At 46.5% G+C, this 26191-nt stretch carries 23 protein-coding genes; 13 read left to right on the forward strand and 10 right to left on the reverse strand.

Annotation, left to right across the window (positions count from 1 at the left end; all coding sequences use genetic code 11):
* Nucleotides 1-60: 60 nt before the first annotated feature.
* A complete protein-coding gene (locus QUA78_RS10760; RefSeq protein ID WP_333302161.1) occupies nucleotides 61-972 on the reverse strand; it encodes an NAD(P)H-dependent glycerol-3-phosphate dehydrogenase in 912 nt (303 codons plus the stop codon).
* Nucleotides 973-1083: 111 nt separating this feature from the next.
* Complete coding sequence (locus QUA78_RS10765; RefSeq protein ID WP_333302160.1) at nucleotides 1084-1512, reverse strand: NUDIX hydrolase; 429 nt, start codon at nucleotides 1510-1512, stop codon at nucleotides 1084-1086.
* Nucleotides 1513-1691: 179 nt separating this feature from the next.
* Here QUA78_RS10765 and QUA78_RS10770 point away from each other — a divergent pair, with 179 nt between their 5' ends.
* On the forward strand, nucleotides 1692-2612 hold the full coding sequence (locus tag QUA78_RS10770; protein ID WP_333302159.1) for an alpha/beta hydrolase-fold protein: 921 nt from the start codon (nucleotides 1692-1694) through the stop codon (nucleotides 2610-2612).
* Nucleotides 2613-2623: 11 nt separating this feature from the next.
* Nucleotides 2624-4303 (forward strand): phosphatidylglycerol lysyltransferase domain-containing protein, encoded by a 1680-nt coding sequence (locus QUA78_RS10775; protein WP_333302158.1) that lies wholly within the window; start codon nucleotides 2624-2626, stop codon nucleotides 4301-4303.
* Nucleotides 4304-4495: 192 nt separating this feature from the next.
* Here the strand turns inward: QUA78_RS10775 and QUA78_RS10780 are convergent, their stop codons facing one another.
* The 4 genes from QUA78_RS10780 to deoC form a co-directional block, all read right to left on the reverse strand.
* A complete protein-coding gene (locus QUA78_RS10780; RefSeq protein WP_333302157.1) occupies nucleotides 4496-5722 on the reverse strand; it encodes a glycosyltransferase family 4 protein in 1227 nt (408 codons plus the stop codon).
* Nucleotides 5723-5748: 26 nt separating this feature from the next.
* Nucleotides 5749-7320, reverse strand: a complete 1572-nt coding sequence (locus QUA78_RS10785; RefSeq protein ID WP_333302156.1) for an MFS transporter — start codon at nucleotides 7318-7320, stop codon at nucleotides 5749-5751.
* 231 nt (nucleotides 7321-7551) lie between these two features.
* Nucleotides 7552-8427 (reverse strand): DNA repair protein RecO, encoded by an 876-nt coding sequence (recO, locus tag QUA78_RS10790; RefSeq protein WP_333302155.1) that lies wholly within the window; start codon nucleotides 8425-8427, stop codon nucleotides 7552-7554.
* Nucleotides 8428-8672: 245 nt separating this feature from the next.
* A complete protein-coding gene (gene deoC / locus QUA78_RS10795) occupies nucleotides 8673-9353 on the reverse strand; it encodes a deoxyribose-phosphate aldolase (protein WP_333168350.1) in 681 nt (226 codons plus the stop codon).
* 316 nt (nucleotides 9354-9669) lie between these two features.
* Here deoC and QUA78_RS10800 point away from each other — a divergent pair, with 316 nt between their 5' ends.
* Together QUA78_RS10800 and QUA78_RS10805 are read left to right on the forward strand one after the other, a co-directional pair.
* Nucleotides 9670-10032 (forward strand): hypothetical protein, encoded by a 363-nt coding sequence (locus QUA78_RS10800; RefSeq protein ID WP_333302154.1) that lies wholly within the window; start codon nucleotides 9670-9672, stop codon nucleotides 10030-10032.
* A 347-nt stretch (nucleotides 10033-10379) separates the two neighbouring features.
* Complete coding sequence (locus QUA78_RS10805; protein WP_333302153.1) at nucleotides 10380-11402, forward strand: tetratricopeptide repeat protein; 1023 nt, start codon at nucleotides 10380-10382, stop codon at nucleotides 11400-11402.
* A gap of 90 nt (nucleotides 11403-11492) precedes the next feature.
* Here QUA78_RS10805 and QUA78_RS10810 read toward each other — a convergent pair whose 3' ends face one another.
* From QUA78_RS10810 to QUA78_RS10820, 3 genes are all read right to left on the reverse strand, one after another.
* Nucleotides 11493-12239 (reverse strand): hypothetical protein, encoded by a 747-nt coding sequence (locus QUA78_RS10810; protein ID WP_333302152.1) that lies wholly within the window; start codon nucleotides 12237-12239, stop codon nucleotides 11493-11495.
* Nucleotides 12240-12805: 566 nt separating this feature from the next.
* On the reverse strand, nucleotides 12806-13528 hold the full coding sequence (locus QUA78_RS10815) for a pyridoxine 5'-phosphate synthase (RefSeq protein ID WP_333302151.1): 723 nt from the start codon (nucleotides 13526-13528) through the stop codon (nucleotides 12806-12808).
* A gap of 321 nt (nucleotides 13529-13849) precedes the next feature.
* Complete coding sequence (locus tag QUA78_RS10820; RefSeq protein WP_333302150.1) at nucleotides 13850-14638, reverse strand: nucleotidyltransferase domain-containing protein; 789 nt, start codon at nucleotides 14636-14638, stop codon at nucleotides 13850-13852.
* Between QUA78_RS10820 and QUA78_RS10825 the strand changes: the two genes are divergently transcribed.
* The 7 genes from QUA78_RS10825 (at nucleotide 14630) to QUA78_RS10855 (ending at nucleotide 23198) form a co-directional block, all read left to right on the forward strand.
* Nucleotides 14630-14827, forward strand: a complete 198-nt coding sequence (locus tag QUA78_RS10825) for a hypothetical protein (protein WP_333302149.1) — start codon at nucleotides 14630-14632, stop codon at nucleotides 14825-14827. The genes QUA78_RS10820 and QUA78_RS10825 overlap by 9 nt on opposite strands.
* Before the next feature lie 130 nt (nucleotides 14828-14957).
* Nucleotides 14958-15818: a Tab2/Atab2 family RNA-binding protein gene (locus tag QUA78_RS10830; protein WP_333302148.1), complete on the forward strand. Its 861-nt coding sequence runs from the start codon at nucleotides 14958-14960 to the stop codon at nucleotides 15816-15818.
* Nucleotides 15819-16078: 260 nt separating this feature from the next.
* The gene (locus QUA78_RS10835; protein WP_333302147.1) at nucleotides 16079-17374 is read left to right on the forward strand and encodes a TldD/PmbA family protein; all 1296 of its coding nucleotides are present in this window, start codon (nucleotides 16079-16081) and stop codon (nucleotides 17372-17374) included.
* A 142-nt stretch (nucleotides 17375-17516) separates the two neighbouring features.
* Nucleotides 17517-18473 (forward strand): GDSL-type esterase/lipase family protein, encoded by a 957-nt coding sequence (locus QUA78_RS10840; protein ID WP_333302146.1) that lies wholly within the window; start codon nucleotides 17517-17519, stop codon nucleotides 18471-18473.
* A 369-nt stretch (nucleotides 18474-18842) separates the two neighbouring features.
* Nucleotides 18843-21656: a chloride channel protein gene (locus QUA78_RS10845; protein WP_333302145.1), complete on the forward strand. Its 2814-nt coding sequence runs from the start codon at nucleotides 18843-18845 to the stop codon at nucleotides 21654-21656.
* A gap of 175 nt (nucleotides 21657-21831) precedes the next feature.
* A complete protein-coding gene (locus QUA78_RS10850; protein WP_333302143.1) occupies nucleotides 21832-22953 on the forward strand; it encodes a glycosyltransferase family 4 protein in 1122 nt (373 codons plus the stop codon).
* 11 nt (nucleotides 22954-22964) lie between these two features.
* A complete protein-coding gene (locus QUA78_RS10855) occupies nucleotides 22965-23198 on the forward strand; it encodes a hypothetical protein (protein ID WP_333187882.1) in 234 nt (77 codons plus the stop codon).
* A gap of 153 nt (nucleotides 23199-23351) precedes the next feature.
* Here QUA78_RS10855 and QUA78_RS10860 read toward each other — a convergent pair whose 3' ends face one another.
* Complete coding sequence (locus QUA78_RS10860) at nucleotides 23352-24287, reverse strand: exopolyphosphatase (protein ID WP_333302142.1); 936 nt, start codon at nucleotides 24285-24287, stop codon at nucleotides 23352-23354.
* Between the two features lie 66 nt (nucleotides 24288-24353).
* Here QUA78_RS10860 and bioF point away from each other — a divergent pair, with 66 nt between their 5' ends.
* Together bioF and pirA are read left to right on the forward strand one after the other, a co-directional pair.
* Complete coding sequence (gene bioF, locus QUA78_RS10865) at nucleotides 24354-25526, forward strand: 8-amino-7-oxononanoate synthase (RefSeq protein ID WP_333398782.1); 1173 nt, start codon at nucleotides 24354-24356, stop codon at nucleotides 25524-25526.
* A 267-nt stretch (nucleotides 25527-25793) separates the two neighbouring features.
* The gene (gene pirA / locus QUA78_RS10870; RefSeq protein WP_172185012.1) at nucleotides 25794-25943 is read left to right on the forward strand and encodes an arginine synthesis PII-interacting regulator PirA; all 150 of its coding nucleotides are present in this window, start codon (nucleotides 25794-25796) and stop codon (nucleotides 25941-25943) included.
* Nucleotides 25944-26191 lie beyond the last annotated feature (248 nt).

A 26191-nucleotide genomic window follows, 5' to 3' on the forward strand; every position in this document is an offset into this window, starting at 1 on the left:
TCTTGTGGGGTGGGCATCTTGCCCGCCCAAAGAGTTAAGTTTTAATGCTAAAAAACTTACTTACTCCGGTTTCAAAGCTCGTTCCATCAGCGATAAAACAGCTTGTTCAGGAGTAATTTCACCATTTAATAAGCGATAAACTTGACGAGAAACAGGCACTTCAATGCCGCGTTGATTAGCCAAATTAATCAACACATTAGTAGTATTGACACCCTCAGCAGTGCTCTGCAATTCGTGCAAAATTTGCTCTAAAGATTTGCCTTCAGCCAATCCGAAACCAACCCGATAATTGCGCGATAAAGGACTGTTGCAAGTAGCTAGCAAATCTCCTAAACCAGACAAACCGTAAAAAGTTTCTGCGCGAGCTCCCAAACGAACTCCCACCCGAATCATTTCCGGCAAAGCGCGAGTCAGCAAAGCAGATTTAGCATTAGTTCCTAATTGTAAACCGTCGCAAACACCAGCGGCGATCGCAAATACATTTTTCAAAGTTCCACCTAACTCAGTCCCCAGCGGGTCTTCATTCACATAAACCCGAAAAATATCAGAACTGTAAATATTTTGCACTTGCTTGGCCGCCGCTAAATCCCAACTCGCCGCTACCGTTGCAGCCGGCAATCCTTTCTGAATTTCCTCGGAAAGATTAGGGCCAGAAAGTACCACAATTGAATTGTTAGGAAACGCATTTTGCCAAATTTGAGACGGAGTGCGCGTACTCGCCGGGTCTAAACCTTTGGTTACGGTAACTATAATTGTATCGGGACTTAACTCTAACGCCAGCAGTCGATCAACCGTTGCTCCAACTCCTTTCATTGAAACTGCCGAAACAACAACATCCGCACCTGTTATAACTGATTCTAGATTAAAAGAACTGCTGCGCGACCACAAATTAACTCGATCGCCTTTTTTGCCTCCCAGATTGGCCAGTGCCGAACCCCAAGCACCTCCGCCTAATATTGTCAAGCTTGCCATAGAATTTAGTTTAATGAATTTAACCGCAGATTAACACAGATAAATCACAGATAAATCATAGCAATCAATCTGCCTTAATCCGGGTGCATCTGCGGTTAAAAAATCCTCACCTTACAAACGCGGCCGCAATCCATAATGACGGTAACGCCAATAATCTCGTAAAATGCGATCGTGATCGAAACATAATTGATGGGGAATCTGCCAAGATTCAAAAATCTGTAAATTTTTAGCATCGTCGGCGGCTTGAGGTTCACCCGTTGCGGAAGCCAAAAATACAATACTGATAGTGTGTTCGCGGGCGTCGCGATTTGGGTCAGAATAAACGTAAAATTGCTCAATTAATTCTACATTCAAGCTTGTTTCTTCTAAAGCTTCACGTTTGGCCGCCGTTTCTACTGCTTCCCCGTAATCGACAAAACCGCCGGGAATTGCCCAGCCGTAGGGAATATTGCGGCGTTCGATGAGTACGATCGGGCGGTGCGGGCGATCGACCAATTCGATGATAATATCAACTGTAGGAGTAGGATTGTGATAAGTCATACGATTTTAGATTAAAGAATTGAAGAATTTAACATCGTTGCAGTTTAACTGTGGAACGATCCCCAGTGACCGTTGCAGTTTAGCTGCAAAATGTGCGCTCGACCTCACCTACAGTTCTACAATATACTTGCATATAATGTACGGATTGCGATCGCAGACAAAAAAGAGAGATTGAAAGTATGCCTAAGTGGCTGGGAAAAGTTTTAGGTATCGGTGCCGGTACAATCCTCCTCCTCGGTGCGAGTGGATACTGGTACGTTTTTATTGCCGGAGCACCTCAGTTAGACCCTCCGAAAGTAGTGGCTGATGCTGACTTAAATTTTCAACTCAAAACATATAAAAGTGCGGCTATGAATTCAGAGCGCACCTACGGCTTAATTTTGCCGCCTGGGTACGCAAAAAATCCCAAACAGCGCTATCCAGTGATTTTTTTGCTGCACGGCGGGCACGGAGACGCGCGCGCTTATCAAGACAAAGCTGCTGTTACTTCTGTGCTTCACGATTTATATAAAAGCAAAAGATTGCCGCCATCAATTGTAATTACTCCTGACGGGAACGACAAGCGGGGTACGAGTCCTTTGTGGGACCCGCAGTATTTTGACGGGCCCAACGGTAAGGTGGGAAGCGCGATCGGCTCCGAGTTAGTGAAAATCGTAAAATCGCGCTACAGAACGCTGGAAGACCCCAAATTATGGGCAATGGGAGGACAATCTTCGGGGGGTTGGGGAGCTTTTAATATCGGTTTGCGCTACTTGAATAATTTTAATATTTTGTTCAGCCACAGCGGTTATTTTACAGATCAAAGCGGCAAGGCTAACAGTCCTAAATATTTAGTGGAAAAACTTAGTGTTAAAGATAAACAGCAGTTGCGCGCTTATTTGGATGCCGGGGAAGCAGACGCAGACTTTCTGAGTTCTACTCAACAGTTTCACGAGCAATTAAACAGTTTGGGTATTGCTAACAAGTTTAACAAATTTCCGGGAGGACACGGGATTGTCGGCCCGGATGTCGGTTGGAATTATTGGCACAAGCATTTAGCGGATTCTTTGAGTTATGTTGGAAAACAGTTTAAAATATCACTGGCAACACAGAAAAATTAGAAAGGTCAACAGTGTTACCCCAAAAAACTAGGATTGGACTCTGGACTGCATCATTTTTAACCGGATTGGTAGGAGTTATTAACCTGCTGTCTGCTGTAACTCCCAGTTTACCCGATCGCCAAAATTGGCTAGAACCATTTTTCCCTTTTCCCGTGCGTGCGGGCGGGCATTTTTTTGCAGCAGTTATCGGATTTATGCTGCTAACTCTGGCAACTAATTTGTTGCGGCGCAAGCGGATCGCTTGGTTGCTGACTGTGGGATTGTTAATCGTTTCTATTGTAATTCATTTAGTCAAGGGATTGGATGTTGAAGAAAGCTTGCTTTCTGGGGTGCTGCTGTTTCAATTGTTGGTGATGCGACAGACGTTTACGGCTAAATCCGATCGCCCTTCAATTGCTCAAGGAATCCGGGTTTTGCTGGGGGCTTTGCTGTTTACGCTGGCTTACGGAACGGCGGGTTTTTACATTCTGGATGAGGGTTTTCAAGTTAACGGACAAGCGGTTAATTTTGATTTAGACACAGCTTTGTTCCAGACTTTTGCCATGTTTTTTACGGCGGACAATGCGGGGTTGGTTCCGCAAACTCGGTTTGCTAACTTTTTTGCCGATTCGATTTATGCTGTGGGTACGGTAACGCTTGGTTACGCACTTTTGATGCTGTTGCGGCCGGTGCTGCTGCGAAATTCGGCAAGTATTTCGGAACGGAATAAAGCTCAAGAAGTTGTAGCAAAATACGGGCGGACAACGCTAGCGAGACTGGCCTTGCTTCCGGATAAATCTTATTATTTTAGTTTTTCGGGAAAAACTACGATCGCCTATGTGTCGAAAGGTAGAGGTGCGATTGCTTTGGGAGACCCCATCGGGCCCGCTGAAGACCGCAAAGAAGCAATTCTGGAGTTTCAAGAATTTTGCGATCGCAACGATTGGTATCCAGCATTTTATCAAACTTTGCCCGACGATCTAGAAATGTATTCTACTCTCGGTTTTCGAGCGGTGCAAATTGGCGAAGAAGCTATTGTCAATCTCAAAACTTTTACTCTCAAAGGCAAGAGCAATCAAAACTTGAGAACTGCTATCAACAGACTTACAAAAGTCGGTTATCAAATCGAATTTTACGAACCTCCTTTAAGTTCCGAATTGATGCGCCAAATGAAACTCGTCAGCGACGAGTGGCTGCAAATGGTTCAAGGCGCGGAAAAAAAGTTTTCAGTGGGTTGGTTTGACGAGGCATATTTGCGGGAAACTCGTGTCGCAGCCATCCACACTCCCGACGGTAGAATTAGTGCTTTTGCTAATATGATATCGGCGGGAAATGGGGTAGTTGGAGTTGATTTAATGCGGCGTCGCACTGAGGTGGAAAATGGCACGATGGAGTGTTTGTTTGCTTCGATGTTGCAGCACTGTCAAGAATTGGGATATCAAGAATTTGATTTGGGTTTGTCGGCTTTGGCTGGAGTCGGAGAAGCTGAGAAATCCGGGCGGTTGGAAAAGGTTTTGATTTATCTTTCGGATCACTTGAGCAAGTTTTATAATTTTAAGGGATTGCACAGTTTTAAAGATAAGTTTGGGCCGCGGTGGGAACCGCGTTATTTTGTTTATCCGAGTTTGGGAAGTTTGCCGGATGTTGTGGTTGCTTTGATTCGGGCCGATTCGGGCGATCGACTTTTGGATTATTTGCGGCCGGGAGGGTAGGCAATGTCGTTTCCCTACCCCAAAATAATCCATTGCGATCGCCAGAGATGTAACCATTACCCGATTAATTGTAGGGAAACGGCACTGCCGTGTCCTAATTATGGGTAATTCTACATCCCCAGAGAGAGCGTGGGAGCGAGCAAAGAGGACACGGCAATGCCGTTTCCCTACTCCAAAATAATCCATAATCTTTTATGCCAACCCCCGAAGCGGCACGCGCTGCTTTTGCAAAACCTCTGAGTACAGCTTTTCCAACTCAGTAATATTCTGACTGAGAGTGTATCGCTCGATCGCCCGTTGGCGTGCTTTTTGACCGAGCACCATTCCAAACTCAGGATGGTCGCAAAACAGCGGCAGCAAGGTTTGCAACTGACTCCGCACCCGCTGAGTGTTCAAAACTACCCCCGCGCCTTCCTCCAAGGCCTCGCCGTCAGCACCCGCATCGGTGGCCAAACAAGCTAAACCGCAGGCCATCGCTTCCAGCAGCGACAGGGACAGCCCCTCCACCAAAGAAGGCAAAATAAATACGTCTGCACCCCGCAGAATTTCGATCCGCCGTTCCTCCTCGGCAACAAATCCGAGCCACACAATGCCATCATCTTCGCCGTAAGACAGTTGGAGCGAGGCAGCTAGGGGCCCGTCGCCCACGATCGCCAATACGTTGCCACGGCCAAAATTGCACTGTTTCCAGGCCTTGAGCAAAGCCTCGACATTTTTCTCCGGAGCAATGCGGCCTTGGTAAACAAAAACTCGATCGGCTTTTAATTGCGACTTCAACCCCGAAGGCCCGGGCGAATACTTCACCGCGTCTACTCCGTTGGGAATCACGGCTACCCGTTCTTCCGGCACTCCCAAGCGCACCAAAATATCTCGCTGAATGTAAGAAAATACGATCGTCGAGTCGTAGTGAGCCAAAAACGGAGCGTACAGTTGATACATCAGGTGTTGGGTTCCCGATGTCAAATTCCGCAATTTGCGATCGAACGGGGGGTGAAAAGTCGCCACCAGAGGCAACTTCAATTCTTGACAAATTTCCGGCAGCAAAAAGTCTAGAGGCGAAAGCGTCAGGGAAGCGTGAACAACATCGGGTTTCAGCCGCCGCAGAGATTTCATCAGCACTGTGCGGGACTTGAGAGTGGGAATCGTATAAATTTGCGATTTGTAGTGACAGGGTAAAGAGACTTCGTTGCAACTGGCGGGCGATAGCGTATTGGTATATGAGGTTTGAGCAATTCCCTTTCCCCACGAACCATTTGCCATACTCCACGCCGTATTGTTCCTGTCCAGCGGGCCCGCTTCTTGGGCAAAGTGCAGGAAACTGACCTGGTATCCCCGGTCTAATAGTGCGTTGGTGACTTCCCTGGAGTAAGTGACGTTACCGCAAAAAGGTGATTTTTTTCCTAGCCAAGCGATGTGCATTCCAGTAAATCAGAGTTTGTTATTTTTTAGATTCGATCGACTTTGCTATTAGTGCTACGGGAAATATACCAGGTTAAGACACCCCCAGCGATCGCTAATCCTGCTAAACCCAAAAATACTGTCGGCAAACCCAGAAAAGTTTCTGCTACACCGGCCAAAGCCAACGGTAAACTCAAAGCGATATTAGTCGCATTGTTTTGCAGCCCGAAGACTTTTCCCCGCATTTCTTCTGGGGTTTCTGCTTGAATTGTAGTCTGCATCGGTACTCCCACCAATGAGGCAAATAAACCTAACAGGGTAATGAACAGCACCGAGAGCCACAAATGGTGTGTAAATGCAGAAAGGCCCATCAGAGCAAGTGCCATGCCGATAGAGCCGATTAAACTCAGTTGGGAGTGAGAAAATTTGTGGCCCAGATAACCGACTGTCGCCGCCCCAGCAGCCATGCCAACGCCCACCGCAGCCAGCAAAAAGCCAAATTGCGATGCTTTCATACCCGGGAGGATTTCTGCCAGCCGCACCGCTAGAACTGCCAAGGCTGCAAAAATCGAAAATAGAATAATTAGTTGAATTAAAGCATTGCGGACTTTGGGTTGATCGTTGATGTAACGCAGGCCGTCTCGCAAATCTGCTAAGGGGTGTGGCGGTTCGTGTTCGGCATCGGTTTTTTCGCCTGTTTTCATCGACAGCAACAGCACTCCGGCGAAGGCGTAACTTCCGCCTACTACTAATTCTTTGCCGATGCCGAGTCCGCCGCCGAGGTTGGAAAATAGGGTGTCGGCTAAAGCTAGTAAGGGTTCTCCGACTGCAAAGCCAATAATCACCGAACCCATCATGGTTGTGGTGTAGAGGGAGTTTGCTGATAGCAGGTGGCGGCGTTCCACAATTAGGGGAATCACTGACTGTTCTGCTGGGGCGAAAAATTGAGTTAGGGTCGAGACTAGGAATGTTACTAGCAGCAGCAAGCAGAATCCGAGCGGCAGTTGACCGAGTTCCCACCCGTCAGAGAGCCACAGCAGCACGGGCAATGTTAAAACGAAGCCTCCCCGCAGGAGGTTTGTGGCTACCAGCACTGCTTTTTTCGACCAGCGATCGACATACACGCCTGCGGCGGCCCCGAACAGCACTGCGGGAATGGTAAAGGCGATCATGATTGCTGATACCCACCTGCTGATGGTTTGATCTGGCGCTTGAAAGCGGCTGGCCACGAGGGCGATCGTCAGTACGAGATAAACTTTATCTGCTAGTTGAGAGAAAACTTGCCCGCTCCAAAGTGCTAAAAAATTTCGGTTTTTCAGAACTGGCAGAAATCCTGTTTCTTTTTCGGGAATTTCGGCTACTGCTTCGGAGAGTTCTGCTGCTGGCTCTGGTGTGGGAACCGGGGGGATTGCTTCGGGTTCTTGGCTTTTTCCGTTGTTCCAGTCTGTTTCTGGAGTTGTGGGGTATTTATCCATTTCTGGGTCTTGGACGTTGCTCCATTGTCGATCGACCAAGATGGGATCGGAGCGAAAATCGGGAAAATTTTCTCGTTCTTCCATCTTGTGGTGGGTCACAGCTAAAACAGATATTCTCAAATCAGAATCGGACAGTCGCATCATAGGATTTGGGGTGGATGGCCTGGGATGGTGGAGGTTGGGGGGATGGGAATTTAAAATAGAGGTGTTAACCCCTAAGTTTATTAATAATCTCGTAAATTTATCTATATCTATTATCTGATGTCGCAACAACCTTGAGAATTTACCTGAAATTGCCGGCAGGTTCGGGTATCCCGCAGGCTGGGGGTGCGATGTACGATGGTTCGTTCACCTATTTAACTCAACACTCAAAATTTAAAACTCAAAATTCTCTAAGTAGGTGTCGATCGAGCTTCCCGAGCGAATCGTGCAACCTAAATGATACTGGGCATATTGCCGCAAAATATTTTCGATAGATACCCAAGGTGTTCGATCGGCAATCCCCTCTCCTAGTTCTGGACTAGCCAACTGTTGCAGCGCTGCTAATTCCTTAGCATTTATCTCGAAATTTGTCAAGTGTTTGCTGCCATTCGTTTGCCGGGCACGGGAAGCGGATTTGTACAAGCTACCGATTTCTGAAGAGAGTTCTGCCTCTAGGTTAGCTAGCTCGGACAAGCTGAAGGTTCCCCCAGAGGGTATACTAAACCCGGTTTGCCAGTTCGGATCGGTGAAATTTGGGATGAGCGGCTGTCTTGTGGCGCAGCAGACTTGGACTTGGGGCGCGACGCCTGCTAAGGCTAGCAGGTGAAAAATGCCGTGGCTGAGGTGGGCGACAAGCACGGCGGCGGATTCGATTTCTGTGCGATCGGACAAACGCTCCAAACGGCTCAAGTGTTCGCCCAGCAACCAAAAGAGTTCTTCTTGGGGCTCGTCGGAAAGGGAGGTGGCGATCGCCAATTCGGCCAGATATTGCGCGGCTGCGAGTTTCCCGAGGTTGCGGCTCAAACCCGGATAGGATTGTACCGTGTCGGCTTGGGTAATTTTGTCGAGCGATCGGCCTTTAGCAATTAGTAATTCGTTGACGACAAATAATTCGCTTCTACCGCCAATGGTCGATCGCTGTTTGCGAACACCCGGTGCTACGGCTCGAATTAAGCCGAATTCCCGGGTCAAAACTGTCAGCACTCGATCGGATTCGCCGATGGGCGCACTCTTGAGATTGATTCCAGTTGCTTTGTAAGTTCGAGTCACTCGATTTTAGATTTTAGATTTTAGATTTTAGATTTACTACAATACTTCGGACAGTTTCATTGTCCTCGTTGGTCGATCGACCTGGAACAGTCATTCTACAGTTGGCAATCAAAAACTGTCCGAAGTATTGTTATTAGACAGTAGCAAAAACAGTCCTGGACGCAGAACTTTTAGTTGTAGGGTGCGTAAGGGCGAACCAATTCCCAATTAGCCATTGCTAATGACTAATGACTAATGACTAATGACTAATGACTTTTATCTAAATTATCGCGCTGGCGGAGTAATTCTGGGCCGCGGGAAGTCCCCAAACGAGTTGCCCCAGCTACTACCAAATCTAGAGCTTGTTCGTGAGTACGAATTCCGCCGGCCGCTTTAATCCCAATGCGTCCCTTCGTAACTTCCTTCAGCAGTCGCACATCGTCAACTTTCGCCGGGCCAAAAAAGCCAGTGTTGGTTTTGATGTAAGCCACACCAGCTTCCATGCAAATCTCAGCCGCTAATTGTTTTTCGGCATCGGAAAGGAGCGAACTTTCGATAATTGCTTTGATGGTGAGATTAGTTTCTTCGCAAATTTGGGCTAATTCCCGGTGGAATTCGTCGATTCTTCCAGCTTTCAACAATCCTAAGTTAACGGAGACATCTAACTCTACTGCTCCATTATCTGCAGCTTCTAGAGCTTCGTAAATTTTCACCGTTGAAGTCGAAGCACCAGTGGGAAAACCTATAACTGTACAGACTTTGGGACGTTTGCCGTGCAGCAGCTCAACGGCTTGTCTGACGTAGGCGGGATACACGCAAACTGTGACAAAGCCAAATCTCTCTGCTTGTTGGCAACAGTTTTCTACTTGCTCTGGCGTGGCGGTGGGGTCGATCAGGCCGTAGTCGATCAAGGGGGCAATATCGATGTCTGCCTGGTTTGCAGCCATTATTTTTTTCTCTCTGAGATAACTACTTTAAGTATGTATCGAATTTACCAATTTTTGACTTTACTCAGGGTCTGAGCGAGCACAAATACTCAATTTGCTGCTCGTAAAAACGCTTGTGGGAATTGGTTCACCTATTTATGAAAAAAAATATATATTTTGGTATCTGCCTTTAGATACATTTTGGATCTTTCTTTAGGTATACTTTGTTAAAAGAGTTGCGGTAGAGCCTGCGTCAGCTACGCTAGGGCAGAGCCTGGTAGCGGCTACTGTTTTTACTCTGAGTAGTGCTTTAAAAATATAAAAGCCAGTGCCAAGCATGAATCATTTAGAACTCGAACAAGAAATTGGGAAGATGGCTAGAGCGATGATGACTCGCAATAGCTTAATTGGTAAAGATTTGATTGCGGATCTGAGAGGGCGGCTGTCTGTTGACAGTGTAGCTGCTTTGATGATTGTCAGTATTGAGCGTTTGATTTGGTATGACTGCGAGTCCGTGATCTGGAGTTTGAGTTATTTGGTTCCTGCTGACGTGATGGAAGAAATTCGCCGCATTACTGCGCTGGTTGTTTGCCAGCGGTTGATGGGCAAGGGTTTTGTGCTGGGGAAAGATTTTAGTATTGATGCAACAGGCCAGTTGCTGTTGAGTGAGAATGCTAAAACAGCGGTTGTGGTTGCTTGAATTGGGCAAGCAGAAGTTCGATCGCACTATGAGATTTGCAGTTAGACTTTGGGCGCCCTAGGACTCTTTGTGTAACTGCAAACCTAATTGGGGATGCGGTAAATAGTTGCGTGATTCACGCTGATTTGAGATGCGCAGCACCTCCAACAAGCGATAAGTGAGGTTAGCGAAAAAACCATCTTACGAGAGGAAAATATTTAGTTTCGACCGCCAATTGTTGAGTTTGTTACTGGTAGTTTGTACGGGCGATCGCCCTGTATCAAATTTTTCAGATTTTTAGTGAAATTACAGTTTTACTCCTGCTATGGTTTCATGTAGAATCATCCCTAAGATAGATACAAAATATTATGAACTTAATTCAAAACTTGGAAGCGGCTTGGTATTACCATCTGGGTTCGCGTCACCTCGAAGCTAACGACGATCATGGTGCTCTGGCAAACTTTAACAGAGCTGTGAAGTTGCAATCCGATCATTATAAGGCTTGGTTTGGGCGAGGCATGGCTTTGGGGAACTTAGAACGGCACTTAGAGGCGTTACATAGTTTTGATGAGGCCTTGGTAGTGGAGCCGAATGCGAGCTTTGGCTGGCACAACCGGGCTATTGCTTTAGGAAAGTTGGGCCGCTGGTTGGAGGCTCTCAACAGTTTTGACAGGGCTCTGGAGTTCAACCCCTGCGCGGCTAGTATTTGGCACAACCGGGGACTGACGCTGATTGATATGGGGCTCTACGATAAGGCGGTTCTGAGTTTCGATCGCTCTTTAAAATTATACCCGGAGGCTGCTTGGGCGTGGTACAACCGAGGTAATGCTCTGTTGGAACTCAAGCTTTACTATCAGGCGCTCAACAGTTTTGACAGGGCGATCGAGTTTAACCCTGACGACGCGAAGGCTTGGTACAATCGCGGTATAGCTGCCAACTCAATGGGACTTTACAAACAAGCAGTGGCTAGTTTTAGTCGATCGCTCGCTCTGAAACCCGGCAGAGCCGAAGCTGTGGGCGAACGGAGAGTGGCTTTGAGCAAATTAGTAGGTTTAAATCAGAGAAATGCCAAGTTCACTCCCACCTCTGAGTGTTCCATTGAAGATTATTTGATTTGGTACAACCGGGGTGTAGAATTGGCGCGAAAAGGCTGCTACTCGGAGGCGATTGCTTGCTACGAAATTGCCTTAGAAATAAATCCTGATTTTGCTAATGCTTTTTACAATAAAGCTTGCTGTTATGCGCTACTGGGATTTGCTGATTTGGCTCTTGACAATTTGCAGCGGGCTGTGGAGTTTATCCCTAATTTATACCGAGAACTAGCTTTAGCTGACTCGGATTTAAGCTGCATTTGGAAACAAGAACGTTTTGAAGCGCTGATCCAAGGTTGATTTTGCGCAAAAACAGCTCGCCGAGCGGACGAGCTGTGGTAATTTGGCTGCGCAAATTCGATCGCGCGACAGTATTTTTGCCATCTTTAGCTATCGCACATAAACTTTGATTGAGGGCTTAACTGGTCTTTTAGCAACTACGATCACCCGGTATATGCCAGACTCGGGGAGTTGAGCAAAAGTTTGACCTTCGCCTTGATCGAGGAGTTGTCCGGACGGAGATTCGATCGCCAGATCTACATTTTTCTTGCTAGCAGTCACCCTGATTGTCTGTCCCTGTTTGCCTTGAACCGTGATGGGCTGGATTTGGTAACCGGACATTTTGAGTTTGACTGTGGCTTCTTTTTCGTTGAATGCTATGGGAATTGCGCGATCGGGCCTATAAGTCCACTTGGCGTTAAAGTCGCGTCCGAGTACGAAGCTGCTGGTCTCACCTTTCGGGGTAACTCGCACGCGGTAGATCCCGGACTCTGGTAACTGACCCACCCACTGATTGTCTGTTTTTTCAATAACCCCCATATTTTCACCATTAGGACTGTACAGTTCGGCTGTCAGTTGTCCCGCCCATAGGGAGAGAGTGAGTTCCCGTCCTTTGACGCCTTCAAAAATATAGGTGGTGGGTTGGTTGATCGTTTCTCGAATTTCCGAGGTTGACATTCGCTCGATCGGTTCGAGGTTGGGAACTGCGGCAGATGTAGCGGTTTTGTTAACGGTTTCTGTAATTTCCGAGGCAGCCATCAGCTCGTTCGGTCCAATTTTTGGGGCTACTGGGCTGGCAAATACTGATTTAGCCGTCATCATGAGTAGCATTCCAGTCAGTAAAATTAGTTTTTTCATGTCGCACTTCCGATTGGTAATGAGTTGTATATGGTTACTTGTGTTTGCCTGTTTTCACCGGATTAAATCTGGCGATCGGCTACAGCAGTATGGAGGATACACATAAATATCCCGTACTTGCACAAAACCTGCTGGTAGCAGATTGGCAGTGCGGGAGCTAAGTAGTAGCCTCAGTTTGTCAGGATATTTCAATGATACTCCCTACGCATAATATCATCAGAGAATATTAGTAATTTTGTCGAGGAAAATTCAACCTTTTTCCGAGGAGCTTGCTAAAAAAATGCCCACACCCAAAAAACCCGGTGTCTTGGCTGTGGGAGGAGCGTTGCTACTATAAAAAGGCTAGCACCCGCACGGGGTAACGGCCCCTACTGTTACCTATTTTTGGACGATCGACTAATTCTTATGGCTATACACACCGCACCTTACCATATTCGTAGCGTGTTAAACCACTTTTTGCGTAAGTTTTGATCCTGTATGCTTGTAGGGGCGGATTTAGTTAGTATCTCTGATACAAATGAGTTTACCACTTTAAAAGCCGCCCTTCCCCACGAGGTTAATTTGTACTACGAACCTGACAGGATTTTTAGGTAAGCTTGTACTGTGTTGGACAAGCCCATTTCGAGCGCTTCCGCAATTAAAGCATGACCGATCGATACTTCTAGTATATCAGGAATCGAGCAAAATTTAGCTAAGTTTTGCAAATTTAAATCATGTCCGGCATTCACTCCCAAACCTGCTGATTGAGCGGCTTGAGCTGCTAAGACATATTGTTGAAAAACAGATTCTACTCTACCTTCGCGAAAAGCAGTTGCATAGGGTTCCGTGTAGAGTTCTACTCTGTCTGCTCCAACTTCTTTTGCTAGCGGCATGAAACCAGCATCTGCGTCCATAAACAGGCTGACTCTGATGCCGTTGTCTTTTAATTTTTGAATGATTGGTAAGAGCCGATCGCGATTTTCGGAAATATTCCAACCGCTATCCGATGTTAGCACGTCGGGAGCATCCGGCACCAAGGTACACTGAGCAGGTTTTACATCGCAAACTATATCCATAAATGGTGGCTGAAACGGATTTCCTTCTATGTTGAACTCGACGGTTAGCATTTTGGCTAATTCGTAAACATCGGCAGCTTTGATGTGCCTTTCGTCCGGGCGGGGATGGACTGTAACGCCGTGAGCTCCGGCGGCAATTACTGTTTTTGCGGCTTCCGTAACGCTGGGGATACCGATGTTTCGAGAGTTTCTCAGGAGAGCGATTCTGTTGATGTTAACGCTGAGTTTTGTCACGAGATGTTAATCTTTAAGGTTGATGCTACTATATTAATCGCTTTCGGTACGAAACCTTGAGCCTATTGCGGTAGTGTTAGGGCATTCTTATACCAATTAAAGCAAGTGTTGCTAAAGTTCTCAATTTTATACTACTTATTAAAAATAGAATATCAATGTAATAAAACGGCTTGGTTTTGTTCATATTTTTTCTAAAAAAACGGTTTTGCAGGGTTCATATTTTTTGTAGAAAAACGGTATTGCCTGTTCGATAATTTTCCTAGAGATAAATGGAACGATCGTATGCATCATTCCCGCGCCGGAAAAGGCATTGCCGTTTCCCTACAGATTGGACTTTTGATGATTGGTATGGGAGTCGAATTTAGCTTCAACCAGCGGTAAGCTCTCTGCAAAAAAAGCCTCTGCTATTTGCTGTTTTTCTGCCAAATCTTCAAGATTGGCGATGCAGAAAAGGGGTGCGACGCGATCGATTATTTCTGGCGGAAAATCTCGGCTAAAATATTTGAGTTCAAAGTCGTATCTCTGGGGACGGTAAATCATGCCCAGCAGTTCGACTAAGGGTAGAAGCGTCCAATTGTGATAGTTGCCGATCGCATCTACTAAATGTCCGCGATAAATCTCTTTTTTAACCAGAGGTTGCAGCAAATCGAAACTGATTTTAATTTCGTTGAATCTCGACTGCATTGTAGATAAATGTTTGCTTCGATCCAAATGAATTGGTACAATTAAATTAGCTTTGTCAAAGGCGATCGGCACTTTCCCGTGTCTCTCTATTTCCAGAAAATCGTTGCGGCTGCTGCGCCGGAAAACGGCGAAATCAATTAGCAAAAAAGGTGGGGTTTCTTTGAGCCGCCAGAAACACTGCGACTGACCGTGCCAAGCGGGTTCGGGAACTCGATATTTTAGTTCGATTTCGCCAATTTCTGCGAGGGCTTTTTCAACAATCTCAAATGTTTCTTCCACGCAGTTATCTTCAACCACAACCGCAATATCGAGGTCAGACCACTCGTCGGTGTATCCGTGGGCTGCTGAACCTCCTTGCCACAAAGCGAGAACAAAATCTAAAGGTTGTAAGGTGGAAACAATCTTTTCCAGAATGATTTGTCTCATGGAATCAAGCTAGACAGTTGGTTTTCCCTGGCTTGCACAAGTTTAACAAACGATCGATCGCAGGTTGAGATTGCTCCGCGACAGTTCTCCGAAGAGTTACTAATGCGTCCGGTTGTGCACTGCTGCCAAAAATTACACGGGAAGCTGCAAGGGAAAGTGGCAATCTTTGGGAAAGTGCGATCGCCCTAGAGTTGACAGAGGCATAATTAGTTGGGTTAATGCGATCCCCAGCGATTGAAAATCAATGTTTAATTCTCAAAATCAGAAACCTGCCCGCTGTCCGGTAACATGAGAAAGGATTAATTTTTAACAGCGCGGCATGGCTACTATTTGGGAACTCGACTTTTACAGCCGTCCAATCATAGACGAGCGAGAGAAAAAAAAATGGGAAGTGTTGATCTGCGAAAGCCCGCTGAATGTAGGCGACAAGGCCGAATCTCTGTTTCGCTACTCGCAATTCTGCTCCAGTTCTACCGTGAATTCCCTGTGGCTGGCGGATGCAATTAAAGATGCGATCGCCGCAGCACCGAAACGACCCGAAAAAATCCGCTTTTTCCGCCGCCAAATGGCGAACATGATTACTAAAGCCTGCGAGGAGTTGGACATTCCCGCCGCCTGCAGCCGCCGCACCCTCGCCCTCAGCCTGTGGCTGGAAGAACGGATGCAAGACGTTTATCCCGCCGAACCGGGCTATCAACCCGTTGTGAACCCGAGCGTTCAATTTGTACCCGAAACGCCAGTTGCGCTGCCGGATGCTTTAATCGGCGAAAAATGGGCGTTTGTGAGTTTGCCGATCGCCGCTTTTGACGAAATGTCCGAGTGGGATATCGGATTTGGCGAAGCTTTCGGGCTGCCAATGACACGCCTGGGCCCGGAAACGCAAATTCCGGGACTTATTATCTACTCGTCGAGAGCAGCAGCCCTGGCAGGTTGGATGTCGGGTTTGGAGTTGGCTTTTCTCAAATTTGACAGCGGCCCCCCCGCTAGGCTGGTATTAGATACGGGAGCTAACGATCGCTGGATTTTAGCTAATCTCAGAGACGCAGCAACTGAGAGAGAAGCGAAAGGATTTGAAGCCGCGAAAAAGCAAGCAAAAAAAGTACATTTTTTAGCAATTCAGTCGAAGCCGGAATCGGAATCTTTTGCAGGGTTTTGGCTGCTGCACGAACTAACTATTTAGTCATTAGTCATTAGTCAGCAGTCATCAGTCAGCAGTTAATCTACAGTTATTTAGAAAGAGAGTTAACAGCTATATTGACTAATAACTAATGACTGATGACTGTAAAATCTTGTTCTCGCCCATTCCACCAGTTCCCAAAAGAATCTAAATGTAGGCCCGTGATCCCACCCCATATCCAGTAAGTTATTGCCAATTCTTTAATCGAAAATCGAAAATCGAAAATCGAAAATCGCATCGCCCATTACCAACCACCGACAACAATGACCAATGACCAATCAGCAGAACAACTGCTAGAACTAGCCACCAAAGCAGGTGCAGAAGCTGCTGAGGTATTGGAATCGCAATCGCTCTCGCGGCCGGTCTTTTTTGAAGCAAACCGCCTCAAACAGCTAGAAACCGCCCAAGCAGAAGGCATTGCCCTGCGGCTGTGGCGGGACGGGCGGCCGGGTTTGGCGGTGGCTTACGGGCCCGTGGAACCGCAAATTTTGGTGGACAGGGCGATCGCGCTTTCGCAACTCAACGAACCGGAAACCATCGAACTCGGCACCGGTGAGAAAGTTGTTTATCCCGATCGCGGAGTGTCGGTGCCGGCCGAGCAGCTAGTAAACTGGGGAAAAGAGGCGATCGCGATCGTCCGCCAAGCCTATCCCGAAAGCCTCTGTACCGCCGAACTCGACTGCGAAATCGAAAGCACCCGCTTGCTGAACACCAGAGGCTTGGATTCCAGTCACACCGACACCACCCTCAGCGGTTACTTGTCAGCAGAATTAGTGCGGGGAGAAGATTTCCTCAACATTTGGGAAGGCGAAACCGAACGCGGAACCCTCGACTTAAACACCAGCGCCAGGCGAGTTTTGCAGCGTTTAGAATGGGCGAAAGACAATGTAGCCCCCGCCACGGGCCGCGTGCCGGTGCTATTTACAGCCAAAGCAGCCGACTTGCTGTGGGGGACTGTCTGTGCGGCGTTGAACGGCAAACAGGTACTAGAAGGCGCTTCGCCTTGGAACGATCGTTTGGGATCGCAAGTGACATCGCCGCTTGTCACCCTTTCCCAGCAGCCGGATATCGGGCCCTATAGCTGTCCCTTTGACGATGAAGGCACTCCCACTCGGGCGATCGTCTTTATCAACAGCGGAGTGTTGCAGCTATTTTATACCGATCGCACCACCGGTCGAGCCTTGGGTAGCGGCACTACCGGCAACGGATTTCGCCCGGGTTTGGGCAGCTATCCCACGCCGAGTTTGTTCAATGTTTTGATTAAACCAGGTTCGCTTTCGCTAATCGATTTAATCGCTCAATTAGACGACGGAATTGTAGTCGATCAAATGCTCGGCGGCAGTGCTGGAATTTCCGGCGATTTTTCAATTAACGTCGATCTCGGCTACCGAGTCAAACAAGGTCAAATAGTCGGCCGAATCAAAGATACAATGGTAGCCGGTAACGTCTACAGCGTCCTCAAACAATTGGTTGAATTGGGAGGAGACTCCGAGTGGAACGGTTCTTGCCACACACCGTCTCTAATTGTAGAGGGATTGTCCGTCATCGGCAAAAATTAAAGTCAGTTGGCAGTTGGCAGTTGGCAGTTGTTAGTTGTCAGTTGTTAGTTGTTAGTAGTCATCAATCATCAGTTAACAGTCAACAGTCAACAGTCAACAATTCCCAATTTCCAATTCCCAATTCCTAATCCCCACACATACTATGCGTATTTGTTTTATCGGCGATTCTTTTGTAAACGGTACTTGCGATCCAAAATGTCTCGGTTGGACAGGACGGATTTGCGCGGCTGCTTGCGGACAAGGACACGATATTACCTACTACAATTTAGGAATCAGGGGAGAAACCAGTGCCGATATAGAAACTCGCTGGTTCAGCGAAGTTTCTTGCCGCTTACCTCACTACGGCGACGGCAGAATAGTATTTTCCTTTGGCGTCAACGACACTTACCTAGAGAACGAAAAACTTCGCCTTGAAGTTGAGAAATCAATTGAAAATGCCCGATATATTCTCAAGTCTGCCCAAGAAAGAGTCCCTGTTTTAATGGTAGGGCCACCGCCAGTTATCGATGCCGACCGCACAAGCCGGATTGCCAACTTATCGGAACAATTTGCTCGAGTTTGCAGTGAGTTAAACGTGCCTTATCTAGATGTTTGCACCCCCCTGCAACAATCGGAAATTTGGCAAAAAGAACTTACCGAAAACGATGGCTCCCATCCCCGCGCCGCCGGTTACGCTGAATTGGCTAAAATAGTTCACAATTGGGACGGTTGGAAAGCTTGGTTTAAAAATATCAATATATCAGATCGAGAGACAGTAACGCTGTTCCGAGCCGTCGGAAAAAAAGAAATGGAACTGATTAAAGAAAGCGATTTTCTGGCATTTCCGCCGCGCTTATCCTTTCAGCCTACTTTTTATCCCGTGCTTCAAAAAGCCTATGCCATACAAATCGCGCGAGATTGGAATACAAGAGATGCAGCATCAGGATATTTCGGCTATGTAACCCGCTTTCGAGTGGTGGCTGAATTCTTAAAAAAATATCCAGTTCAAACTGTCGGCAGTTCGATTCACGAAGAATATTGGATTCCGGCAGAAGAATTGGTAGAATTTAATCGCAATATTGTCGGAAAAATTGAAATTTTTGCTGAATATCAACCGTAGAATAGAAGCAATGACAGAGGTTAAATTTTAATCAATTTCAATTTGTAAGTTTTGACTGCTACGGCCCTCTCATAGATTGGGAAAGCGGAATACAGCCAGCCTAGAGACAATTGCTGTCAAATCGCGAGATAGATTTGGCTAAATCGCAGACACGAGAAAACAGGATTTGGGGCGACACTGCCGGCCTGCGGCTAGCCTGATTTAGAAGTGCCGGATTTGAAAACACTGGTGGAGGCTATAGGGTAAAAAAATCGCAGATTGATATCAAATCCGGTAGCATCGGAATTACAGCAGATTTCAGGTAAGTATCGAAGGATTTTTTGCTAAAGTTTGATCGAGCAGACAATTCTCAGGTAATCAACGCTATTTATGCCGTATATTACTATCCCTAAACAATTTAGGGAACCTTCCAGGGTCATCGCATCTCAACTGTTTTTACGACCGAAACGCCTCGCTATTTTTGAAGCTTGTCTGATCGGTTTAATTTCAGGACTGGCTGGCGTTTTGCTCAAATCAGGAGTTGGATGGCTTGGTAGTTGGCGAGTTGCTACCTCGACAGTAATTCCAGCTTGGATATTACTGCCCAGCGTCGGTTTATGCGGCGGGTTGCTGACAGGTTTCTTGGTTGAGCGTTTTGCTCCCGAAACTGCCGGCAGCGGCATTCCTCACGTCAAAGCTGCTCTCGGCGGAGTCAATCTTTCCTTAGATTTGCGAGTAGCTGTCGCCAAACTTCTGACTACTATTTTAGCAGTTGGTTCCGGTTTAACTTTAGGAAGGCAAGGCCCGACTGTGCAAATAGGAGCATCTTTGGCCGGCTGGATAGGTCACTTGATGCCTACTTCCCCAGACTACCGCCGACAATTGATTGCTTGCGGTGCTGCTGCGGGATTGGCTGCTGGTTTCAATACTCCCATTGCAGGAGTTTTGTTTGTAGTTGAAGAACTGCTGCACGACGTTTCGGGATTGACTTTAGGGACTGCAATTATCGCTTCATTTATCGGTGCAGTTGTCTCGCAGCTTTTGGGCGGCGATAGTTTAAGTTTGAACCTTCGCGAGTACCAAAGCAGTTTTGAGGCTCAGGAAATTCCCTTCTACATACTGCTAGGAGTTTTAGCGGGATTGCTGGGAGCTTTGTTCACGAAAGGGATTATTGCTAGCTTGCAATTTAACAGGCGATCCCTCAAATTAGCTTTGCCCGCGCGAGTGGCTCTAGCTGGCATAATCTGCGGTTCAGTAATAGCTTTTCTCCCAGAAGGTTTCCGCAACAATACGGGTTTGCGGGAGTTTCTGCTGACAGGTGAAGCAAGCGGCATAACGAGTTTAATTGCTTTTGTAGCTCACTTTTTTCTGACAATTATTTCCGCTGCTTCTGGAGCTCCGGGAGGATTGTTCTCCCCTTCCCTAGTTATGGGTTCTGCACTCGGTCACATGGTGGGCATTGTGCAGGCAGATGTCCTGGGTATCGGTTTGCCGGTAACTTATGCTTTGGCGGGAATGGGAGCGTTTTTTTGCGCGGTTACTAGAGCGCCGATTACTGCGGTAGTAATTGTGTTTGAAATTACGGCGGATTTCAAATTAGTGCTGCCTTTGATGATCTGTTCTGTAGTTGCTTATTTAATGGCAGAAAAGGTAGAGAGCGGCTCGCTGTACAATCACCTTTTGGAGTTTAACGGCATTCAACTGACAAAGGCACAAGCTGCCAGCAATACTTTAAGCGACTTGTACGCAGAGGACGTGATGCAGCGCCGAGTTGAAACTCTTTCGAGTCTGCTGACTTTCGATGAAGTGATGCAGGCATTTTCGCGATCGCACCACCGAGGATTTCCAGTAGTTGAAGATGGCAAATTAGTCGGAATTGTCAGTCAAACCGATTTGGCAAATGCCAGCGAGCGCAATTTATCCGGCAACTCGCTGCTCAAAGAATTTATGACTGTACAGCCGATCGCAGTCAAAGCAAAGGATACTTTAAGCGAGGTATTGTACAGGCTCAACAACTACAATATCAGCCGTTTGCCTGTCATAGAAGGCCGCCGTTTGGTGGGAATTATTACCCGCAGCGACATTATCCGAGTGGAATCCGATCGCCTCAGCGGAGAAACGACCCAGGGCCCGCATCCAGAACCTTCCTATGTTGTCTATCAAACCAGGGCTCCGCAAGTCGGAAACGGCCGCTTATTAGTGCCGCTTTCCAACCCCCAAACAGCACCCGCTTTGCTGCGGCTGGCGGCGGCGATCGCGCGCGATCGCAATTACGAATTAGAATGCCTGCAAATCATCTTAGTACCGCGCAATAGTTCCCCCTCAGAAAGCGCAGTGCGGACAACCAAAAGCCGCCGCCTGCTGCAACAAGCCGAGCGAATTGTTCGCAATTGGAACTTGCCAGTCCACACCCAAATACGGGTAGCTCACGACGTGCCTAACGCGATTTTGGAGACAATTAGGGAGCGCCACATCGATTTAATTTTGATGGGCTGGCAAGGCGAATTTTCCACAAAAGGACGCATTTTTGGCGATGTTGTGGATACCGTAATTCGGCAAGCAGGCTGCGAGGTTATTTTGGTAAAGTGGAGCGAAAAACTATTAGCAACACGCAAGAAAAATGAGTTTTCCCCCACTTTCAGCGGACGGAAATATGCGTCTATAGAATGGGAGTTAAATCCCGAAAAAGTTGACGGCGCAGATAATCCCGCATTGGCGATCGCTTCAGATTCATCAGCAACTCCAGAGACTGAACTTTCCCCGCCAAATTCAGAAATTCCAGCGCCAGAATTGGGACTGCACACGCTGATGGGTTTGCAGCGCTGGTTGGTGCCTATTCGCGGCAGTTACAAGCAAGCTGCCGCTTTGCGGCTGCTACCTGCTTTGGTGGCTGCGAGTGCTGTACCGGAGATTAAATTGTGTCAGGTTCACCAGCCTTCTGTTGCAGAACCCGATCGCCGCGAATTAAAGCAAGCGGCGGAGTTTATCCAGCGCAGGGTTAGCTGTTCGATAATAGCGACTTCGGTTTGCGCTACATCGGTTTCTGATGCTTTAATTGATTTGGCTCAGAACGATCAGTGCGATGCGATCGTCTTGGGAGCGAGCCGCGAAGGGCTGCTGAAGCAGGTGATTCAGGGGAACATCCCGGAAGCTGTGGCGCGCGGGTGCGACTGTACAGTCATTTTAGTGCGATCGGCCAATTAGCCCTTAGTTAGTTGTTATTTGTTATTTATGAGTTGTTATTTGTTGGTATTTTAGCCTTCCAGTCTTGTTCCCAGGCTCTGCCTGGAAATACATACCCGGAGGCTCTGCCTCCAATAATCAATAATCAATAATCAATAACCAATAACTAATAATTAATAATTAATAACTAATAAATATGGTTCACTTTAACGTCGGCTTTCAACACTTTAACTCCTTCGCCGACATTACACTATCCCTGGCGAAAACTTTAGACAACATGGGAATTCCTATTTCTGTCGAACCCTCGACAATCGCCTCTCACCTCACCCGCAATTCCACAACAGAAGAAAACCACCTGTTAGAGAAGTGGATGAACACCGCACCCTCAGATTTATTTCAGATAAAATGGTCTCATTACTGGAAACCTTATTTTTTAAAAGAACTCAAGGGACATCTCAACTTAGAACTTTTTGCTATCAATTACGAATTCGCCAAAAACACTGATGATTATGATTACTGGATTTACGATGCTGTCAATAACTTATCCCACAAACTAGCCGTCAGCCAATATTCTAAAAACGTTTTAATAAAAGCTGGATGTCCGGCGACAAACGTATCAGTCATGCCTCTAGGTTTCAATCCTTTAATCTCGCAACTCTATTTTCCCAGACCGGAAAAAAAACAAAAAGATGTAAAATATATTCTGCACATGACCAATTCTTTTGATTTGTATAGATTTGGCACAGATGTTGCCATTCAAGCTTTTTGTGAAGAGTTTAAAGATAATTCCAACGTAGAGTTAATTATCAAAGATGGCGGCAAAAATCCAGAGGTTATAGTGGAACATCTCGTCAATATCGAAAAGCGCCTCGGCAAGTTAAAGCCAAAAATTCTGATAATCCCTAAATTTTATAATAAAGCAGAACTAGCTGATTTATACTTGTCAGCCGATGCTTTTTTAGCTCCGTTTCGCGGCGAGGGTTTTGCGATTAAAATTTTGGATGCCTTTGCAGCAGGTTTGCCCGTCGCTATGACTATGTACGGCGGCCCGACAGAGTACGCCAATGCTGATAACTGCTATCCCATTGCTTACGATCTAATTCCCGTCGGAAAGTGTTACGATACTGAGTATCTAAAAATCAGAAATGCTCCTCATTGGGCAGAACCAAATGTTCAGTCTGTTCGCGAACAGTTGCGAAAACTTGTTGAAGACCCAATGCGTTTTCAGGTAGCTCAAAAAGCTAGAGAGACGGCGGATTTATTTAATTGGGAAGCTGCGGCTCAAAAATTGCTAAGATTAATGCGAGAATTGTTTTAGGAGCCGAAATTATGGGACTCGAACGCAAAATGTTTAGGGGAATGTTTTCACCGGGGGAAGTGGTACGATTGAAACAGCCTTGTTTTACTCCCGGGCGATTGTTTGAGGCAGGAAAATATAACGCTGATGAGTTGCCGGATATCGCTTTTGATATGGGTTTGGTAGACCATTTGCCGCCAGTCAAAGGCAAGAGTTCAGAAAATCTCAATGCCCCGAACCCGCCATCTCAAAACCTTGAGGACTAAACTCCCGTTTGCACTAAGGACTTTAGTCCTGGAAATCCCCGTTTGCAGTAAGGACTTCAGTCCTGAAAATCCCTGTTTGTAGTAAGGACTTTAGCCTTTAAAAATAAAATAATCAAAGACTAAAGTCCTGACTGCAAAAAAGATAAAGCCAATTTAACCATTTTGCTCTATCTGGGCAATTAACTCTTTCAAAACTTTACTAGCTTTATCATTCTCAATCTGACAAGTTCCGGCATTCTGGTGCCCGCCGCCCCCATATCTTAACATTAACTCCCCAATATTTGTTTTAGAAGTTTTGTTAAAGATTGACTTACCAACTGCGAAAACAGTATTTTGTTGTTTCAGCCCCCACAGTGCGTGAATCGATATATTGCACTCGGGGAACAAAGCGTAAATGACAAAACGATTTCCCGCATAAATCACATCTTCGTTGCGCAAATCCAAAACAACTAAATTATTATAAACTTTGGCACAGCGCTGTATTTGCTCTTTAAATTTTTCTTCTTGATCGAAGTAGAGGTCTACTCTTTCTTTCACATCAGGAAGCTGCAAGATTTGATCGATGGTATGATTTTTGCAGTAATCGATTAACTGCATCATTAACTGATAATTGGAAACCGTAAATTCTTTAAACCTTCCCAACCCGGTTCGGGCGTCCATTATGAAGTTTAACAGCACCCATTCTTGTGGATGCAGAACCTCTTCTTTGGCAAATTGAGCGGAATCTGATTTGTCAACTGCCTGCATCATCGCGTCGGAAATATCAGGAAACTTTGCTTTGCCTCCATAATATTTGTACAGCACCCTAGCTGCGGAAGCTGCATAGGGGTCGATGATGTGGTTGATTTTGATTTTCTCGTGTCTGAGAGTTTCGCTGAAATGGTGATCGAACGCTAGATGAATTCCCTCAACATAGGGTAAATTGGTGCTAATATCGTTATTTGTTATTTCGATTTTTCCATCCTGCATATCTTTAGGATGCACGAATTTAATCTCGTCGATCATATCGAGTTCTTTGAGCAAAACGGCACAGACAAGACCGTCAAAATCGCTGCGGGTGACTAATCTGTATTTTTTAGTGAGTGGCATATGCTTGTGTGATAGGCAGGGACTGATTATAAGACAATATAACTTATTACCCGATCGCTTTCCAAAATGAACGCTGACCCTTACGCTTGGATAGAGAAGTCTCTCGACACTATTCGCCGCGCCCATTGGTATCGATCGCCACAATCGATCGAAAGTTCCCCCGGGCCTGTGGTAGAATTAGCAGGCCGTCGGCTGATTAACTTTGCCAGCAACGATTATCTGGGACTTGCCGGCGATGACAGGTTAATTCAAGCGGCTATAGCTGCAACTAAGGAATTTGGTACGGGCGCGACGGGTTCGAGGTTGCTAAGCGGACACCGCGATTTGCACCGAGAGTTAGAACTGGGTATTGCTAATTTAAAACAAACTGAAGATGCTTTAGTATTCAGTTCGGGATATTTGGCGAATTTAGGGGCGATCGTATCCGTTGTCGGCAAGCGCGATTTAATATTATCTGACAAGTACAACCATTCGAGCCTGAAAAACGGAGCCGCACTCAGCGGTGCAACTACCCTAGAGTACAGTCACTGCAATCTTGAGGATTTAACGGCCAAGTTAGAGCAAAATCGGGCGAGATACCGCAAGTGTTTAATTATTACCGATAGCGTCTTTAGCATGGATGGGGACTTGTGTCCGCTGCCGCAGTTGTTAGCTGTGGCCGGAAAATTTAACTGCATGGTATTAGTAGATGAAGCTCACGCTACAGGAGTTTTCGGTGCTAGCGGTGCCGGTTGTGCAGAACATTTCGGGTGTACGGGAACACCGCTGATTCAAGTGGGGACACTCAGCAAAGCTTTGGGAAGTTTAGGTGGTTACGTTGCGGGCTCTGCTGCTTTAATGGATTTTCTGCGTAATCGAGCTGCGAGTTGGATTTATACTACGGCATTGACGCCTGCTGACACGGCCGCTGCTTTGGAAGCTGTGAGAATTGTACAGCAAGAACCAGAACGCCGAGTTCGGTTGCGACAAAATATCGAAACTTTCAAATATTGCGCGATTACCAATCACCAATTACCAATTAGCAATTCCCTCTCCCCAATTTTCAGTCTTCCATTAAAAGATGCAGCCGCAGCTTTAAGAGTGGGCAGCAAGCTCAAGGAGATGGGTATTTTTGCTCCTGCGATTCGGCCTCCGACTGTAAGCGTCAGTCGAATTCGGATTTCGCTGATGGCAACTCACGAGCTCGCACACCTTCAGCAGTTGGTAGAGGCGCTGGAGCAAGTTTTGAGTTTTGACTAAATGTTGGGTGCGCAGTGCCTACCTTACCCTTTGAGTAAATGTTGGCAGATAGGGAGAATTTCTACTTCAGCCTTCAGCCTTCAGCAGCTCTAGCTTTCAGCCTTTTTTTGTCAAGATATCACTATTGACTTATGGCCAATATTGTACATTAGTTTGGTCGATCGGTCAACAACTGTAAATTTTTTGTAAATTTAGATACTTTTTGAAATTTAGCGCTATATTAGAGAAGTAGCAGGTACACCAAATTTAATATAAGGAACGTCCACCATGAACACAAATCGTCAAAACGTAAAAAAAGTCGCAGAAACCCACCGCGCTAACATTCACAAGCAACTGATGCACCGCATAGAAGTAGCGAGATCCAGTGGGAACCAAGATTTGGTTCGGGTGCTTGAAGAAGAAATGAGACAGCTTTAAAGAAGCTGCAACTAGAATTTGCCTGTAGTTTGGTTTAGAGGGTTGTGCGAGAAATGCAGAATTCCGGCAACCGCTACCTGTTAAGTTTTGACTCCTCTCTTAGTTGGTAGAAAAAACCCCGGTTTCTTCAAGAAACCGGGGTTTTTTATTGAGAAGGAAGAAGAAACAAGCAGGGTAAGAGCATCTCAATCATGCTTGACAAAAGCACTTGAGAATTTGCATCATATAGTCATTATTCATCGCAGCCC

Source organism: Microcoleus sp. K4-B3 (assembly GCF_036704615.1).
Classification (GTDB): Bacteria; Cyanobacteriota; Cyanobacteriia; order Cyanobacteriales; family Microcoleaceae; genus Microcoleus.

Coding starts and splice junctions, on each gene's coding strand:
- pirA (WP_172185012.1), top strand. CDS start 25,794: ATGAACACAAATCGTCAAAACGTAAAAAAAGTCGCAGAAACCCACCGC.
- QUA78_RS10780 (WP_333302157.1), bottom strand. CDS start 5,722: ATGCACATCGCTTGGCTAGGAAAAAAATCACCTTTTTGCGGTAACGTC.
- QUA78_RS10765 (WP_333302160.1), bottom strand. CDS start 1,512: ATGACTTATCACAATCCTACTCCTACAGTTGATATTATCATCGAATTG.
- QUA78_RS10855 (WP_333187882.1), top strand. CDS start 22,965: ATGGGACTCGAACGCAAAATGTTTAGGGGAATGTTTTCACCGGGGGAA.
- QUA78_RS10770 (WP_333302159.1), top strand. CDS start 1,692: ATGCCTAAGTGGCTGGGAAAAGTTTTAGGTATCGGTGCCGGTACAATC.
- QUA78_RS10820 (WP_333302150.1), bottom strand. CDS start 14,638: ATGAGACAAATCATTCTGGAAAAGATTGTTTCCACCTTACAACCTTTA.
- QUA78_RS10840 (WP_333302146.1), top strand. CDS start 17,517: ATGCGTATTTGTTTTATCGGCGATTCTTTTGTAAACGGTACTTGCGAT.
- QUA78_RS10835 (WP_333302147.1), top strand. CDS start 16,079: ATGACCAATGACCAATCAGCAGAACAACTGCTAGAACTAGCCACCAAA.
- deoC (WP_333168350.1), bottom strand. CDS start 9,353: ATGGCTGCAAACCAGGCAGACATCGATATTGCCCCCTTGATCGACTAC.
- QUA78_RS10805 (WP_333302153.1), top strand. CDS start 10,380: ATGAACTTAATTCAAAACTTGGAAGCGGCTTGGTATTACCATCTGGGT.
- QUA78_RS10850 (WP_333302143.1), top strand. CDS start 21,832: ATGGTTCACTTTAACGTCGGCTTTCAACACTTTAACTCCTTCGCCGAC.
- QUA78_RS10785 (WP_333302156.1), bottom strand. CDS start 7,320: ATGATGCGACTGTCCGATTCTGATTTGAGAATATCTGTTTTAGCTGTG.
- QUA78_RS10845 (WP_333302145.1), top strand. CDS start 18,843: ATGCCGTATATTACTATCCCTAAACAATTTAGGGAACCTTCCAGGGTC.
- QUA78_RS10800 (WP_333302154.1), top strand. CDS start 9,670: ATGAATCATTTAGAACTCGAACAAGAAATTGGGAAGATGGCTAGAGCG.
- QUA78_RS10810 (WP_333302152.1), bottom strand. CDS start 12,239: ATGAAAAAACTAATTTTACTGACTGGAATGCTACTCATGATGACGGCT.
- QUA78_RS10830 (WP_333302148.1), top strand. CDS start 14,958: ATGGCTACTATTTGGGAACTCGACTTTTACAGCCGTCCAATCATAGAC.
- QUA78_RS10760 (WP_333302161.1), bottom strand. CDS start 972: ATGGCAAGCTTGACAATATTAGGCGGAGGTGCTTGGGGTTCGGCACTG.
- bioF (WP_333398782.1), top strand. CDS start 24,354: ATGAACGCTGACCCTTACGCTTGGATAGAGAAGTCTCTCGACACTATT.
- QUA78_RS10860 (WP_333302142.1), bottom strand. CDS start 24,287: ATGCCACTCACTAAAAAATACAGATTAGTCACCCGCAGCGATTTTGAC.